Origin of the sequence: uncultured Acetobacteroides sp. (assembly GCF_963667355.2) — a bacterium.
Classification (GTDB): Bacteria; Bacteroidota; Bacteroidia; order Bacteroidales; family ZOR0009; genus Acetobacteroides.
The window spans coordinates 3,008,029-3,024,030 of sequence record NZ_OY763328.2; the positions used below are offsets into that span (position 1 = coordinate 3,008,029).

At 47.3% G+C, this 16,002-nt stretch carries 12 protein-coding genes, 1 tRNA gene and 1 pseudogene; 5 read left to right on the top strand and 9 right to left on the bottom strand.

All coding sequences use genetic code 11. From position 1 onward, the window contains the following. Positions 1 to 2: 2 nt before the first annotated feature. On the bottom strand, positions 3 to 1,253 hold the full coding sequence (locus ACHZA1_RS12400; protein ID WP_320054918.1) for a putative DNA modification/repair radical SAM protein: 1,251 nt from the start codon (positions 1,251 to 1,253) through the stop codon (positions 3 to 5). Positions 1,254 to 1,576: 323 nt separating this feature from the next. Here ACHZA1_RS12400 and ACHZA1_RS12405 point away from each other — a divergent pair, with 323 nt between their 5' ends. Both ACHZA1_RS12405 and ACHZA1_RS12410 read left to right on the top strand, forming a co-directional pair. Then, positions 1,577 to 2,392, top strand: a complete 816-nt coding sequence (locus tag ACHZA1_RS12405) for a LexA family transcriptional regulator (RefSeq protein WP_320052193.1) — start codon at positions 1,577 to 1,579, stop codon at positions 2,390 to 2,392. A 302-nt stretch (positions 2,393 to 2,694) separates the two neighbouring features. After that, positions 2,695 to 2,767 (top strand) — tRNA-Trp (locus ACHZA1_RS12410). 238 nt (positions 2,768 to 3,005) lie between these two features. Here the strand turns inward: ACHZA1_RS12410 and ACHZA1_RS12415 are convergent. Both ACHZA1_RS12415 and ACHZA1_RS12420 read right to left on the bottom strand, forming a co-directional pair. Beyond that, on the bottom strand, positions 3,006 to 3,413 hold the full coding sequence (locus ACHZA1_RS12415; RefSeq protein ID WP_320052194.1) for a hypothetical protein: 408 nt from the start codon (positions 3,411 to 3,413) through the stop codon (positions 3,006 to 3,008). Positions 3,414 to 4,073: 660 nt separating this feature from the next. Beyond that, on the bottom strand, positions 4,074 to 4,997 hold the full coding sequence (locus ACHZA1_RS12420) for a M23 family metallopeptidase (protein WP_320052195.1): 924 nt from the start codon (positions 4,995 to 4,997) through the stop codon (positions 4,074 to 4,076). A 420-nt stretch (positions 4,998 to 5,417) separates the two neighbouring features. Between ACHZA1_RS12420 and ACHZA1_RS12425 the strand changes: the two genes are divergently transcribed. After that, on the top strand, positions 5,418 to 7,364 hold the full coding sequence (locus tag ACHZA1_RS12425) for an ABC-F family ATP-binding cassette domain-containing protein (protein WP_320052196.1): 1,947 nt from the start codon (positions 5,418 to 5,420) through the stop codon (positions 7,362 to 7,364). 114 nt (positions 7,365 to 7,478) lie between these two features. On the opposite strand, the gene ACHZA1_RS12430 is transcribed toward ACHZA1_RS12425, so the two are convergent. Genes ACHZA1_RS12430 through ACHZA1_RS12440 form a run of 3 tightly spaced genes read right to left on the bottom strand, consistent with a single transcriptional unit; the run spans position 7,479 to position 11,235 of the window. Then, positions 7,479 to 8,456, bottom strand: a complete 978-nt coding sequence (locus ACHZA1_RS12430) for a hypothetical protein (RefSeq protein ID WP_320052197.1) — start codon at positions 8,454 to 8,456, stop codon at positions 7,479 to 7,481. 3 nt (positions 8,457 to 8,459) lie between these two features. Then, complete coding sequence (locus tag ACHZA1_RS12435) at positions 8,460 to 9,164, bottom strand: hypothetical protein (RefSeq protein WP_320052198.1); 705 nt, start codon at positions 9,162 to 9,164, stop codon at positions 8,460 to 8,462. A 34-nt stretch (positions 9,165 to 9,198) separates the two neighbouring features. After that, positions 9,199 to 11,235 carry a hypothetical protein gene (locus tag ACHZA1_RS12440; RefSeq protein WP_320052199.1) on the bottom strand — a complete coding sequence of 679 codons (2,037 nt, stop codon included), beginning with the start codon at positions 11,233 to 11,235 and terminating at the stop codon, positions 9,199 to 9,201. Positions 11,236 to 11,619: 384 nt separating this feature from the next. On the opposite strand from ACHZA1_RS12440, the pseudogene ACHZA1_RS12445 reads away from it, so the two are divergent. Beyond that, positions 11,620 to 11,988, top strand: a pseudogene (locus tag ACHZA1_RS12445) (methionine-R-sulfoxide reductase); the annotation flags it as partial. A gap of 126 nt (positions 11,989 to 12,114) precedes the next feature. On the opposite strand, the gene ACHZA1_RS12450 reads toward ACHZA1_RS12445, so the two are convergent. Continuing rightward, positions 12,115 to 12,420 (bottom strand): Dabb family protein, encoded by a 306-nt coding sequence (locus tag ACHZA1_RS12450; protein ID WP_320052200.1) that lies wholly within the window; start codon positions 12,418 to 12,420, stop codon positions 12,115 to 12,117. 159 nt (positions 12,421 to 12,579) lie between these two features. On the opposite strand from ACHZA1_RS12450, the gene ACHZA1_RS12455 reads away from it, so the two are divergent. Beyond that, positions 12,580 to 13,059 (top strand): DUF2062 domain-containing protein, encoded by a 480-nt coding sequence (locus ACHZA1_RS12455; protein ID WP_320052201.1) that lies wholly within the window; start codon positions 12,580 to 12,582, stop codon positions 13,057 to 13,059. A gap of 53 nt (positions 13,060 to 13,112) precedes the next feature. On the opposite strand, the gene ACHZA1_RS12460 is transcribed toward ACHZA1_RS12455, so the two are convergent. Both ACHZA1_RS12460 and ACHZA1_RS12465 read right to left on the bottom strand, forming a co-directional pair. After that, entirely contained in the window at positions 13,113 to 14,516 is a 1,404-nt protein-coding gene (locus ACHZA1_RS12460) for a tetratricopeptide repeat protein (protein WP_320052202.1), read from the bottom strand. 131 nt (positions 14,517 to 14,647) lie between these two features. Continuing rightward, positions 14,648 to 15,946: a tetratricopeptide repeat protein gene (locus ACHZA1_RS12465; protein WP_320052203.1), complete on the bottom strand. Its 1,299-nt coding sequence runs from the start codon at positions 15,944 to 15,946 to the stop codon at positions 14,648 to 14,650. Between the last annotated feature and the right edge of the window lie 56 nt (positions 15,947 to 16,002).

Below are 16,002 nucleotides of genomic sequence, written 5' to 3' on the forward strand. Positions count from 1 at the left end.
GGCTAAAAGAGTGATAGCTGCTGTGGTTTTGCAATTGCTGCGTCGCGGATGATGAGCGACTTTAGCGTGCCAGGCTGGTAGTCGCTGAGGATTGCCTTACTTGGCAGCTCGTTGCAGGTTAGGAAGTATTTCGCCCTGCGCATTACGACGCCAATTCGACGAAGGTTGTCGCTGTCGAGGCGGCGGTAGCGCCGTGCCTCCACTATTAGCTTAGCCGAGCGAACCCCAATGCCGGGAACACGAAGCAGCATCTCGTAATCTGCCCGATTAACGTCGATAGGGAAGATTTCGGGGTGGCGGATGGCGTAGGCGGCCTTAGGGTCGAGTTCTAGGTCGAGGTTGGGGTTAAGCGTATCCACCAATTCATCAACATTGAAATGGTAGAAGCGCAGTAGCCAGTCGGCTTGGTAAAGTCGGTTCTCGCGCTTGAGGGGTGGCGCCGAAACTGCCGGCAGCCGCTTGTCGTAGGCGTTGGTTGGTAGGTATCCTGAGTAGTATACGCGCTTCAGGTTGGCTCCTTTATATAGGCCTGAGGCTAGATGCAGAATGTCTGAGTCGCTCTCGTTGGTTGCTCCAACAATCATCTGCGTACTTTGCCCTCCGGGCGTGTAGAGTGGCGCTTTTCGGAACACGCGGCGCTCCTCCTTGTTGGAAACTATCCTATCCTTTATGTATAGCATGGGATGGATGATGCTGGCATGATCCTTTTCGGGGGCGAGATACTTTAGCCCGCTATCGGTAGGGATTTCGATGTTTACGCTCATACGGTCGGCGTACAATCCCGCCTCGTTGAGCAGCTCCTGCGATGCTCCAGGGATAGCTTTGATATGTATGTAGCCGTTAAAGCCATGCTCGTTACGTAATTTCTTGGCTATGTTAACCAGCCTCTCCATCGTATGATCGGCAGACACGACAATGCCGGAACTAAGGAATAGCCCCTCGATATAGTTGCGGCGGTAGAAGCTTATGGTGAGATCTACCAGCTCGTCGACAGTAAATGCGGCGCGGGGAACATCGTTCGAGCGGCGGTTGATGCAGTAGGCGCAGTCGTAGATGCACTGGTTGGTGAAGAGCACCTTTAAAAGCGAAATGCATCGGCCGTCGTCGGCAAAGCTGTGGCAAATCCCTGCCGATAGGGCGTTACCCAATCCTCCGGATGTGTTCTTGCGCTTGCTTCCGCTGGTAGCGCACGATACATCATACTTGGCCGCGTTGGCCAAAATGCCTATTTTTTTAGCCAAATCCATAGCGATTGCTGTTTTGATTGCTAATAGTATTGGCAAATGTATAATATTTATGGGACGTTATGCAAATTACTTGCTAAAATATTTGGCAAATGGCTAAAAAAGTTGTTAATTGGGCTTGTTTTATTGAAGTTTCAGCAGCAGAATGGTAAAAGGATTGGGAAAGGGCGCCAAAGATGCAATTCACGTCTCTTTTTCCTACCCCTGTTCCTCCTATGAAGGGAGGTTGTGCTGCTATTAAGAAAGAATTCTCCAATTCTATTCCCTTGCAGGAATATTGGAGCGTAGCGGTTCTGAAATATTAAGGCGTAATGAGTTAAAACCACCATAATATGAAGATAGAAGAGTGCTTTGCTTCTAACCTAAAGTACCTGCGCAAGAAGTTTGGGCTTACGCAGGAGGAGCTTGCCGGCAAAATCGGCGCCAATCGTTCGGTAATCGGATCGTACGAGGAGGGAAGGGCTACCCCTAAGCTGGGAGCTCTTATGCAGATATCATGCATCTTTAAAATACGTATTGACGAGCTTATTTCTGTCGATCTGAGCATCACCCCAGAGGAGCAGCTTAAGTCGTTCCGCCCTAAAATGCAGGGGACGGAGCTCCGGGTGCTTACCACCGTTGTCAACGCCAGCAACCGCGAGCAGGTTACCGTTGTTCCCGTTCAGGCATCGGCCGGATACCTCGATGGATATGGCGATGTGGAGTTCGTAGAGCAGCTGCCGGCGTTCGAAATGCCGCTTGCCGAGATGAGCGCTGAGCGTACCTACCGCATGTTTCAGATTAAGGGCGACAGCATGCTGCCAATTGCTTCGGGATCGTACATCGTGTGCGAGTATGTGGAGAATTGGATGAGCATCAAGGATGGGCAGGCCTACGTGGTGCTTACCGAGAGCGAGGGCGTTGTATTTAAGCGCCTCTACAATAATGTTGATAGCGACGGAACCTTCCTTTTCGTCTCCGATAACCCTCTTTACGACCCCTACCGGGTAGGGCCGCAGGACATTCTAGAGGTATGGAAGGCAAAAGGGGTACTTTCGTTCGCCATAGACAACGCCATTAGCGAGGAGATGAACAGCCTGAAGGCTCAAATTGCTAGGCTTACCGCCGATGTGGAGCAGCTGAAGAGCAACCTGCCCGGCAGCTGCTAGAAATATTTACATTGGTTCCTTTGCAATGTGTATGTGATTTCGCATAACAATCAAAGGGCGTTCTATCTATTTTAATCAATGCCTGAATCAAGGCTCTTTATCCCCTCCTAAGGAGGGGAAAACGTGCTTTTATTAAACCATACTGCGTAATCATTGGTAATTCGTCGCTTTATTTACCCGGCAGCTGCTAGAAATATTGCCGCTGACGCTTAGTGAGATGGCGAAAATGTAGCCCTAATACGGCTGTAGGGCTTGCAAGATCGAAAAAAATGGCACATCTTTGCGCCACTTCTGAGAGAAACACGGGTGTAGCTCAGTTGGTAGAGCATCGGTCTCCAAAACCGAGTGTCGGGCGTTCGAGTCGCTCCTCCCGTGCTACAAAAAGAGTCTTATCGTACGATAAGACTCTTTTTTTTTTGCGCATAAATTGTAATGTTACGTACAATTCCCCTCTTCGGCTGAGCTACATTGGGTTTCAGATGCGCTGCGTATGGGCATGCTGCCGACTTCTGCCAGCATTTTTGCTAAAGGTGCCTCGTCTACCAGCAAAAAGACAAAAGCGGGCAGAAGGTTTCCCCTCCGTCCGCTTTTTGTTTACCTAAGAGCGGTTCCGCTACTCCTCCTTTTTATCGGAATTAGAGGATTTCTTAGGGTTGGTCTTACTAGGCTTCGTAGGAGCGCTGTAGGTTACTTCGAAACCCCACTCCGAAAGCGCCTTTGGGTTCTTCGAGTGGATTGTCTTAAGCAAATTCTTGCTAAGACGTACAGCTTCTACGATCGGCGCTAGCAAATTGTCGCGCTCGCGGTACAGCATGTCCGATTTCATGCGGTACTCTTCTGCCTCGCGCTGCTTTGCCATTGCCTTCGGAACGGCAGCCTCGATTTCCGTCCAATTTACATCGGGAAGCGTATGTAGCGGTGAAGCAGCACCTTCTAGCTTATGCTTTCCAACTAGTTTGGACGCAACATCTAGGTTCTCCGAAGCATTGTTGCCGAACGAGATCTTAGAATTGTTGGCCATTACTACTAATTTTCTAAATGGTTAATACTGTCGTTAATTAACTCTTGATGGCTTGTTTAAGTATAGAACGCTATGCCTGCCAAAAAGGTTCAGAATAGCTGTATGTTTTTTTTCTGCGTGCCTGTAGAGCGCTAGAAGCATCCCTCATGCAGCGCGATGCATAACATGAATTGAGAAAAAGGGGTGGTGTTTTATGCGTAGGGGGAGGGGAATTATGTGCCGAGGGAGGGTCAGCGCGTGAAATGTGTGGTATTTTGCGTGTTGGGGGAGGGTCAGCGCGTGAAATGTGTGGTATTTTATGCGAGGAGGGAGGGTCAGCGCATGAAAAGGGTGGTATTTCACGTGCAGAGGGAGGGTCAGCGCGTGAAATGTGTGGTATTTTACGTGCAGAGGGAGGGTCAGCGCGTGAGAAGGGTGGCATTTCACGTACAGGGGGAGGGTCAGCGCGTGAAATGTGTGGTATTTCACGTGCTGAGGGAGGGTCAGCTCGTGAAAAGGGAGGGTCGTCGTGCGATAAGAGTGCCTTTTGCCATCCGTTGGGTGAGTATAACCGATGCGAAGGCAGCATTATGGGGCCAGCTTGCTGCCTACCATCCCTTGCTTGCCTGCTATGGGGCTACTGTCCGTGCTTAGCAAGGTAAATTTGTTTGTATTGGCCCCCTACTTCTTAATCCCCTTCTTTTCTAGGTACTTTTTCTTCTCCTTTTTCGTCATTTCGAGCGTAACTATATCAACGGGATGCGTTGAGGTGTACGTTTGGTTGAAGGCAAGCTCGGTTGGCTGGCTTTCTGCCGTAGCAAACTTAGGAAGGTAGCGGGTAAGCTCGAAAGGCTTTTTTTGCAGCCTAGCTTTTCTCTCGTCGAAGTAGTAGAAGGATATAAGGAAGTTGGCCTTTCCCCCCATTTTGCCTGCAGCTAATGCCAACGGTTGGCCTGCCTCTACCTCATCGCCATTCTTGACCAGCGCCGATCCCTTCTTTATTCTAAAGTACTGGGATATTGTTCCGTCTTTATGGTAAATCGATAGCCTGTTTTGCTCGCGCTTATAGAACTCGATGGAATAATCCTCGTTACCATCCACGATGTCGTACACAACGCCCTTGCGGGTGGCATAAATGGTGTCGTTGGGTTCAGCTTCGAAGACGTAGCCCATCGCCTTGTCTTCGAGGTCCTTCTTGAGGTAGCTTCCGATAGATGTTCCGCTTCCAATTCTCGTACTTTTTCCCTCCCTTACGGGTAGCAGGTATACCATCTGGGGATTGTAGCGAACATCGCTCGTCCCCGATACGTACTGATACCGATAGTTGAAATCTGCTCTTCTGTCTTTATTTATGATGGTAAGCTTGCAGATGCTCGAGGTGTTGTTGGGCATTACCGTTTTGGTGGTTGGGTTGTCGTCAAACGTAGAGTAGTTGTCTAAAACCGTGAGCTTAAGGTTTATGATCTTAGGGGTGCTGCTTTGGTTGGTGGCGTTGATTTCAACTCCGTTCTCAACGTAGGTGTAATCGACCTTTACCTCGTCGTTCTGGGCAAAAGTGCACAGGGTAATCCCTGTGAAAAGGATAAGCGCTGATAGCTTTTTCATATAGGTAAGTGTTATTTTGGGCAAAAGTAGCACAAAATATATGGATTTCTACCTTTCTGCGCCAGCGTGCCATGGATTTCGCTTTAAGGGCTAGAGTGTAGAATATTTATTTTAAGGAAATGTACTGAAAGTAAGCACTACCGCATAATTGAAACTGGTTATCCCCTCCTCCGGAGGGGTAGGGGTGGGTTATGGTTACTTCAAATAGACGGAATGTATGGTTTTACTTATTTACCCACCCCTTGCCCCTCCCTAGGAGGGGATAAGCATATTCAATTATGCGTTTATGCTTACTATTAATGTTTTCCCTTCAAAAATATAGTTATACATAGCTGTTAGTTTGACGGCTATGCCTATATGGACGGCGAAAGAATATCGCCCAAGTTTTCGTACTTTTGCCGCCAATAATTTTAGCGTACAATGATATCCATTAATAACGTAACCGTCTCGTTTGGCGGTACCGATCTCTTCTCGGGCATCTCCTTTATGATTAATAAGCGCGACCGCATTGGCCTTGTTGGCCGTAACGGTGCGGGCAAGTCTACCCTGCTTAAGGTGATTCTTGGCGAGCGCGTTCCCGATGGCGGTACGATTGCCATTCCGAGCGAGGTTACCCTGGGATATCTCCCCCAGCAGATGAAGGTGCACGACACCCGCAGCGTTTTCGAGGAGACGCTTTCGGCTTTCGAGCACCTGAAGGCCCTCGAACGGGAGGTTGAGGCGCTTACCGCCGAGATCGGTACGCGCGACGACTACGAGTCGGACGATTACGCGAAGCTTTGTACCCGCCTCTCCGATGCCAACGAGCATTACCATCTCCTAGGAGGCGGCAACCAGGATGGCGAGGCCGAGATGGCCCTGCTGGGCTTGGGCTTTAAGCGCGAGGAGTTCGAGCGGCCCACGTCGACCTTCAGCGGTGGCTGGCGTATGCGCATCGAGCTGGCCAAGCTGCTGCTGCGCCGTCCCTCGGTGCTGCTGCTCGACGAGCCCACCAACCACCTCGACATCGAATCCATCCAGTGGCTCGAAACCTACCTTAAGGATTACCCCGGCGCGCTGGTGCTCATCTCGCACGACCGTATTTTCCTTGACAACGTTACCGATCGCACCATCGAGATATCCCTCGGTAAGGTGTACGACTATAAAACCTCCTACAGCCACTACGTGGAGCTGCGCAAGGAGCGCCGCGAGCAGCAGCTGGCGGCCTACACCAACCAGCAGAAGCAGATTGCCGATACCGAAGATTTCATCGAGCGCTTCCGCTACAAGGCTACCAAGAGCAACCAGGTGCAGAGCCGCATCAAGCAGCTCGAAAAGCTCGACATCATTGAGGTTGACGAGGAGGATAACGCCCGCCTTAGCATCAAATTCCCGCCTGCACCCCGCTCGGGACAGGTGGTGGTCGAGGCTAAGGAGCTGGGCAAGAGTTTCGGCGAGAAGCACGTCTTTAGCGGTGCCAACATCGTGGTGGAGCGCGGCGAGAAGGTGGCGCTCGTGGGGCGTAATGGCGAGGGGAAATCGACCTTTGCCAAGATCCTGATGGGCGAGCATCCGCACACCGAGGGCGAGTGTAAGCTGGGGCACAACGTCGGCATCGGTTACTTTGCCCAGAACGAGGCCGACATCATGAACGGCAACATGACCGTGTACGATACGCTGGAGCATGTGGCCGTGGGCGACATCCGCACAAGGCTTCGCGACATCCTTGGCGCATTCCTTTTCAGGGGCGAGGAGGTGGACAAGAAGGTGATGGTGCTTTCGGGCGGCGAGCGCTCGCGCCTGGCCATGGCCCGCCTGATGCTCGAGCCGCACAACCTCCTGATCCTCGACGAGCCCACCAACCACATGGACATGCGCTCGAAGGACATCCTAAAGCAGGCCCTGATGGACTACGACGGCACGCTGCTCGTGGTATCGCACGACCGCGAATTCCTCGATGGCCTTGTGTCGAAGGTATACGAGTTCCGCGATGGCGTGGTGAAGGAGCACCTCGGCGGCATTCAGGAATTCCTTGCCAAGCGTAAGATGGAGCGCCTGCAGGAGCTCGAGCGCAAGGCTACGCCTGCCCAATTGGCCAGGAGCGAAGGGGGTGTTTCCGATGGAAAGCAGTCGTACCTCGAGAAGAAGGAGTTCGACCGCCAGGTCCGCAAGGCCGAGAACGCCGTAGCCAACATCGAGCGCGAGATAGAGCGCCTCGAAGGCGAGGTGGCCAAGATGGACGAGCTGTTCGCCAACCCATCGGCCCACAATATCGACCCTGCCGATCCGGAATTGTTCAAGAAGTACAACGCCCTCAAGAAATCCATCGAGGAGAAGATGTACGAGTGGGAGATTGCCCACGAGGAGCTGGAGGAGCTAAAAGGATAGGGGGGTGTCTCGTATTTCGTACGAAATGAATAATAGAATTATCGAATACCAAAAAGGCTGTTTCGAAAACGAGACAGCCTTTTTATTTTCCCCAAACTCCTTTTGGGAGGTATCTTATAGCTTGAGCGTAGACATCTTTGATACTGGAATGATATAAAGTCCATTTTTTTGTGTTGCAACCGCAACAATAAGAGATTCCGAATTTCCAATAAAACGAATTTTGTAGGTTAGGTCGTTTATGTTATGGCCATATACGGATTCATTAAATGCAATATTGCATTTAACCTTTACTTTGCCATAGTTATCAGTTGATGCTGAAATGTTGCCATATCTAGAAGAAAGTATGTCTATAGAATAAATTCTGGAGAGGACATGCTTCTCCTTTTCTTCTTCGTATGGCATTGATGGGTTTCCTATATTTATGGTGCGAATGGTGCCAGCATCGCCACAGGTCGAAATGCGCTTATTGCTCCAGTAAACGAGATCTCTTCCCCAGCTGTTGTCAACCTTCATCTTACCGATGCTTTGGAGATTTTTCGAGTTCCATACGTTAAGCATCCCATCACCACCAATGGTGATAAACTGGAGGAGGCTGTCTTGTACGGCAATAGAGTTTATTTCCTTCTCAAATTTTTGAATGATGGTGGTTGCCTTCGATTCGGTGTCGGTGTAGCAGAGGTTGCTATCGTACGAGCTGCTTACAATGCCCTTATTCCCATTTATCAATCTCGCTGACGTAACAACCTCCTTATGCGGCGTGAATACGCCTTCTATTGTCTTCGATTTAATATCGATAATGCCAACCTTTCCCGTCATTGTACCGAAAGTAACTTTCGAAGAGTCTTCCGAAATATCAATACTTGTAACCTTGTCGGGTACGGCAATTCCGGTCGAGTCATCGATGTTGTCTGGATTCAGGATTACCACTCGGTTACCCACACCATAGGCAAGCATAGTTCTACCCTTTGATACATCCAAATCGTAGATCGTCTTGCCCTTATTTAATCTTACAATATCGTTGATGCTGTTTTTTTGCGAAAAGCAGCTGGAGGCGAACGCAAGTGAAAATGCAGCTATAAGTATTGCTTTCATTAATTAGTTTGATTTGATAATTCTACGTGATTGTTTAGGGAGTTTGAAATAGACACCAACTTCCCAAAGGGAGGTGCTAAAAGCATCATCGTAAATAAATCCCTTCTTTTCAACCTTGTTTATGTTGAACGATTTACCAATGTTTACTCCAAGATTGTAGTAGGGTATGTCGATGTTTGCACCAAATCGCAGTCCGGCACCGCCAGCGTTTCGCTTATAGAGGTAAGCTGAGCTGGTCTTCATAAACTCGTAAGCGTTCTCCGTTTTTACAAACGATGCGTATACGCTATTTGCCACACTACCGTAGCTGAGGCTTCCTCCTAAGTAGAGGCTTATCGTGTTTAAAACGTTGTACCGAAAAATAGGAAGGTTGATGTTTCCGAATACCTGTAGCATATTAATCTGAGAGGATGCTCCCGGAAAGTAGCTGTTGGAAGAACCTCTCCAATCTTTCATGTTCGAATGAGAAAAGGCAGCCCCCACTTCTATATGGTAGCCCAATAGGTAGCTAGCTCCTACCGAAAAACCGCTCATTTTCGAGTAGTTGTTGTAAAGCGATTCGCTTGTAATGGCCGATGTGCTAACCATCTTATCGCCTGTAGGACTACCGCTTAATCGGTTTACCTCTACCTTGAGGTACTTGTAGCCAGAGCTGAATGCAGGCATACAAATGATTACTAATGCTATTATTGTTGAAAACCTTTTCATTATTGGATTGATTAAGAAGAAATATATTTGATCTCTATAAAGGGCGCATGTATAAGCTGAAGTACCCCTTTTGAGTAAAGTACATCTTGCCATTGTACTCAAAGTACATTGTACAATCCTTAGGTGCATTTGCCCATTCGTTCCATGTGCTTCCGTTAAATACCCATACCTTATCGTTCGCTATTACGCACCATTTGTCGTTAAATTCATAGGTGATTAACGGGCTGTTGTTAGGGTTATGTGGGAAGTCGGCAAAGTATTCGAACTGCATGGTGTTTTTGTTGAGCTTATAAATCGAATTTACGCCTTTAGATAGGGCATCGATATAAATGTCTCCACCAATGTTGTGCGATTTTATTGCTTCCATGAAGTAATCGTAGTACCCCTCTTTGCCCACATTGCTCCAAGGTAAAGTAATATCTTCTTTTTTGTATTCCTTGGTGGTTAAATCTATGGAAAATACATCGCGTGTATTATTAGATTGGTAACCTGTATGCCCTAAGAAAAAGATTTTGCTGTTGTATATAAACGATGAACAATAGTTGACTACATATGGTGTTGGCTTGAATTCGATGGTTTCTATATGGTTGAATTTTTCATCTGTAACATAGATATAGCCATAATCATAGTAATAACAAGTATAGAAGTAGGTTTTGTGGTTTATAGGATCTTTCGTTAATCCAAAATTATTAATACATGATGGGATATTTAGGATGTTAGGTTTCACATGCAATTGATTCTCCAAAGGAATAGATCCCACACTAAGACCATTGCTATAGTTACAAAAACCATTATCAGTAACAACTACAGATGGTGGTGTTTGGTTCGGAATTACCCCCATTCTAGTCCCTGTGCGAAAGTTATACTTAAAAGTTATGGTCCCCAATTTTATACTAGAATGGTAGTCGCCTTTGTTGTAAATAGCAAAAGTTGATGACAAATCTTCGTTAGGTTTGGCATTGTCAGCAGCGATTTCAGATGGTGTAAATTCGATAGTTCGACTATCAACATATTTGGGTTCTAAACTGACATACGAATTGTCCAGTATATTATAGTTTAAGTTGTAAATCTTTAGGCCATTTACATCTTCCTCGTCTATTGGAAACTTTGTGCGTATTCTAAAACTCTCTCCTGCATTTATCGTTCCCACATTGTAATCATCAAAAACACTTAATACGTTGATTGAATTCGAAGTGTAATGGTAGTTGCAGCTAAAAGAAACTTGCCAAGAGTACCAACCCCATTTAGGAAGTTTAATTTTGATGTGTTTTTCAGTTCTCTCAATAACCTGAGCTTTGTTATAGGTGTTAATACTAACATCCAGACTGTCTCTTTTGTCTAGCACATTATCCCAGTTAAATGTAATGGTATCGCCTGGATAAGCATTTTGCTTGTCAATCCTAATGTTTTTTAATTCATTCAATTTTAAATTCAAATTGGGACTTAGTCCTATGTTGTCAAATTGAATCTTTAGTCGGTTTAAATGCCAAAATGAACCATATACCTTAATCGTGTTTTTATCCATGTAAGAGAAGCCCATAGGGTGGGTAGTCCAACCATCATAGTCAATCCTAAGGACTTTCATTTTATTCTTGTAAAACTCGAAGTTCTCCCCCTTTATGTATATCGTATCAATAGGATGTAACCCTTCGTTTGGTGTACATTCTGTAATTATTGGAGTTATGTCGCGTTGGCCGGTGAAGCTGATTTCGTTACCGAGGATTATGGCATCCTTCACCTTTACGTAGGAGCGGACGTAGTATTCTTTTCCCAGCAAGAATAGCCTCTTTATCCTTTTACTATAGGAACTTTCATTGGCTAAATCTTCTATAGTTGTAGATTTTTCGGCTGTAAACGATTTAATACTGGTTGAATCAATACAAAAACCGGCTTCTTGAATTTTGCAGGATCCTTTACTTGTAAAGGTCATGTTTAATGTTATGCCTGAAGAGTCTACATCCACCATGGGATTGGTTGCAAGAATGGGGAAGCTGTCAATCCCCTCTTTCTCTTTTTGGCATGCCGCGAAAAGTAAGATTGCTGCTGCGAAGGTTAATAAGTACTTTGCCATTTATTCGATATGTTTTACAGATTGGTTAGCCTATTCCAGTCCTGAGCAACCTACCAATATTCTGATGGTGGTTGCGGAAATGTGTAGGACTGGGTAAAATTAACAAATTTACCATTCGTTACAGCATTAAATGTATCGGTTTGAGACACGGTTCCTCCTGTAGGTGGTGCTGAAGTCTACAACCGTTTTAGTTTACCCTTTACATTTACTTGGCTGTCCATAGCGGAAGATATACCCTGCAATTTTTGTTAGTAGGCATTGCTTAGCAGAGGTTAGTGAACCTTTAGCTCTTTCTTCCGTAGAAAAAACCGCTAGAGAGGTCACCGCTGGTGATGCTAGCGCTGCGCTGGAGTAGGGGGATAGCCTAAATCGGAAAAACAGAAGATGATGAAAAGAGTGGAATTCAGAAGGCTTACGCGCGATGAGGAGTATGTCCTTGTCAAGAAGGGGACCGAGCGCCCCTTTAGTGGAAAGTACGACGATCATTTCGAGAGGGGAATCTACGTTTGCCGGCAGTGCAAGGCGCCGCTCTACCGCTCCGATAGCAAGTTTAACTCGGGCTGTGGATGGCCTGCCTTCGATAATGAGATTGAAGATGCCGTGAGGCGTACGCCAGATCCTGATGGGCGAAGGGTTGAGATTTCGTGCGCCAAATGTGGCGGGCACTTGGGGCATGTTTTCGAGGGCGAGGGGTTTACCCCAACCAATACCCGTCACTGCGTAAACTCGGTGTCGCTGAACTTCATTCCCGACGAGCGGACGTAGCGGTAGCGTGAAGGAGAGGCCTAACCTGCTCCTACAGACATGATCTACCACCTTAAAAATAGAAGAGGCCCTACGCTTTATGCGGGGCCTCTTCTAGTAGGTTACGTCTATAGCTTAAATTGCGTAGTCCACGCAAATACGTCCTTCAACAACCTTCTTGATAAATTCGACAACTTTAAGGTGATCGGGGTGGTTGGCGTAGGTATCCAGATCGCGGAGGGTGGTAAACTCGCTTTCCAGGATCAAATCCCAGTTCCCCTCGGGCGTTCCGGGTGCGTTGATGCCAACCCTGATACTTCTGATCTCGTCGATCACCTCGCGGAGATCTTCGAGCTTCTCTTTTGCGATAAGCGCATTTTGCAGCTTGGTGTTGCCTTCGGCTTCGTCTTTAAGCTTCCAGCAAACTACATGTTTTACCATAAATCGTATGTATTTAGCGCAAAGATATCATCTTTGGATACAGGGTGCTTGCTAACGAACGCTAAAAGCTATGGCTGATTTAGGTGCCGATGTAGCAAAGCTACACCGGCGAAAGGGGTTTGTTTATTTTTGCTACTTTCGCCTCCTCAAATGGAGAGCATGAGCGATAACCAACCACAACCAAAGAGCCAGGAGGAGGCCGTACCCACTACTTTTAAGGCGAAGCTGAAGCAGTACCTTGTAAAGCTGAAGCTGCTTATCGTCGATCCCAACGAGAGCGACCTCACCAAGAGCATCTCGGTTGCGGTTGGGGTATTTATCTCTATCATTCCGTTGTGGGGCTTCCAAACCATTGTTGCCGTTGCCACCTCGTTTCTCCTAAAGCTTAACAAGCCGCTGGTAATTGCGGCCAGCTACTTCAGCGTACCTCCAATGACCCCCTTTGTGCTCTACTTTAGCGTGATTTTCGGGGGCTTATTTGTGAGTAAGCCCGTTGCGTTTAGCCTCTCCTCCATTAACCTTGATGTTTTGCAGGCGGCGCTCTTTCAGTACGTGGTGGGCAGTGTGGCGTTGGCGGTTGTGGTGGCCTCTACCTTTGGTTTAGCAACGTCGCTGCTGCTAAAGGTGCGTAGGCGTTAACGACGAAGAGCCCCGAAGGGCTCTTGCTGTACTCAATTTCTTTTCACTGATAGCTACTTTTGGCGTCCGATCTCCTTTTGTTCAAGGATTTTGCCATTTGCATCTTTTTTTGTGTAAACCGATCTCATCTTACCGTCAGATCCCTTTTCAACTGTGATGGTTATGATGTTTCTTTCAAGCATATCCTTCATACTATTGTAGCTTTCTTCCATATTTTGAGGTATGCTTCCCTTCTTTTTGCGGATGCTATCTATGTATGCGAGGTAGCTTTTCAGCTCCTCGTTTCTCTTTGCGAAATCTTTAAGGTCTGTCTCGTAGATATCTGCGATTTTAATGTATGTCTCGGTATTCTCAGGTTGATACCATTGGGCGTTGTTTAGCTGTTCGATGGCCTTGTCGTATTTTTTAATCTTGCAATAGCATTCGGCATTGGCAATGTACGCTTTGTAGAGCTTTACCTCGTTGGGTTGTAAAGATTCTAATGCCTTTGTTAGGTATTTAATAGCCTTCTGAGGATCGTTTATTTCGTGATAGGATTTTCCGAGGTAGTAGGGGATTTCGAATGTGAGCTGAACGTTGTTACTGTTCTTATCCCACACCTTTTGCAGCTCCTCCGAAGCGCCTAGGTAGTCACGAAGGCTTAAGTAGGCGTATCCAGCCTGCTTGTAGGTAGCATCTTCAATAGTATCGCCATCGGCTTTTAGCTTGGCGCAGTATGCCAGGCACGAATCGTATTGCACCGATCTATAAAACGCCTTCGCAATGTTTCGGCGAAGAAGAATTGCGGTACGCGACTTGTCGTTTCCTGCAATGCGTAGCCCATGATTGGCGGTTCGAATTGCGCTGTCGGGTTGATCGTTCTGGATTTGGGCGTTGCTCAGCAGCAGGTTTGTGGTAGGGTTGTTCGGATTAAGCTCCCATGCCTTGAGGTAGGCCTTAAGCGACTGCTTGTCCTTTTGTCTCGATTCGTAAATTCTACCTAGGGTAAGGAAATAGGCAGAGTTGGTGCTGTCTATCGAGCATAGTTCAAGCCCGTTTATCTCGGCAAGATCTTTTCTTCCGCTGCTTAGGTTCATCTTAAGGATAAGGCTTAGGGCTTGGGTATTTTTGCTGTCGCGATCCATCACCTTTAGTAAAGATTGCATTGCCTGCTCTTCGTCGCCCTTAACAAGATAGGCTTCTCCTAAAGCAAACGATGTTTTTACGTCGTTGGAGTCGAGCTGGTAGGCCCTGTTGAGGTAATCGATGCACCTGCTGTAGCTATTTTTCTCCTTGTAGGCCTGCGCGAGCTTCCGGTAGAGTTCTTTTGATGATTTTCCGCTGTAGAGAAGCATCTCGCCGTACTTAATGATGCCCTCGTTGTCGTCGTTGATAATCGCTCGGTTGTAATCCTCGCGTTGTGCAAAAAGGGAAGAGGTCAGTAGTAACCCAATTAGGAACAAAACGGATCGTTTCATGCTGCAGATTGTTTAAAAGTATTTGTTTGTTTTTCTTTAACTAGATGCGTTAAATATAGAAAAATGATTGTAGCAAGCATTACCCTTTATACGTTATTTCGTGGGAGACTTTGCTCCTGATTTTTTGGCGATCATTGCTTCATTTCTTCGATATGCTTCTTCACAGCGCGGTAATCTTCCATTGTTTCCTTGCTGATTTCTAGGCCGCTTTCCTTTTGCCTGTCGATAACGGCGATGTAGCGGTTGAGCGATTCGATTGCCTTTTGCCGATTCTTCATCTTTAGGTAGCAGTTCTTTAGCGCTGTGTAGGCTACGGGTTCGGTTGGGCTAACCTGGATGGCTTCCTCGAATGCTGCAATACCTTCCTTGTAATTCTTTGCCTCCACGCTGCATTGTCCCTTAAGCAGGTTGCCGCTGTATAGGAGTTGGGGCGAAGGCGTAATATTGCGGATGGCAATATCGGCGTACTTTTTGGCCTCCTTTAGCTGGTACATGTTGAAGTAGGCTTGGGCGATGGTAAAGGGCAGCTGGAATTGGAGGCTGTCGGCTTCGGGGCTCTTTTGGTAGAGCACTTCGAGGTTGGCTGCGGCATCGTCGTAGAAGCCTTTCATAAAGTAGCTGTAGCCTGCCAGCTTGTAGGTGTATACATCTATAGAATCGCCATCGGCTCTTAGCTGCTTTACAAGGTTGATGCAGGAATCCGCATTCTTTTGGTTGTACTGAATAAGGGCAAGGTTACGTCGTAGAACGATGGCGTTTTGCGATTTGAGATCGCTCATCAGCGCAAGACCATCTGTGGCAACTTTTGTTCCTTTTTTGTATTGCGCCGAGGTGATAAGGTAGCTGCACAGCTTGCTGCGGCTAAGGATATCCTTGGGATTAAGAAGCATGGCATGCTCGAATGCTTCGGCGGCATCTTTGTTCTGCCCCAAGCGAAGGTTAACGATCCCGAGGTTTCTGAAATGGGCAAAGTTGCTGCTGTCTATTTGGCAGAGCATGGTAGCACGCTTCTGTGCGCTGGTAAGGTTTCCCTTGTTCAGGAATATCTTAAGCTGAAGCGAAAGGGCATACGTATTTGAGGGGTCGATGTCGGAGGTACGGTTGAAGTATTCCAGCGCCTTATCCTCATCGCCGTTGGCAAGGTAGATTTCGCCAAGGGAGATGGTTGTTTTGATATCGGTACTGTCGAGCAGATAGGCTTTATTGAGGCAGTCGATGCTTTTACTGTAGCTGCTTTTCTCCTTGTACGCCTGCGCCAGCTTGCGGTACACCTCCTTCGACTGATGATTGCTCAACAATAGCTGCTCTCCATACCGAATAATGGCCTCCCTGTCGTCGTTGATGATGGCGCGGTTAAACTCCTCGCGCTGGGCAAAAAGGGAGGTGCTGCTTAGCAGTATCCCCGCTAAAAGTAGGAAGTAAGTTTTCATGGTCGTTATTGTTTTGAGGGGGGATTTCGAACGATTAGCGGGGATAAGAGCCGCCA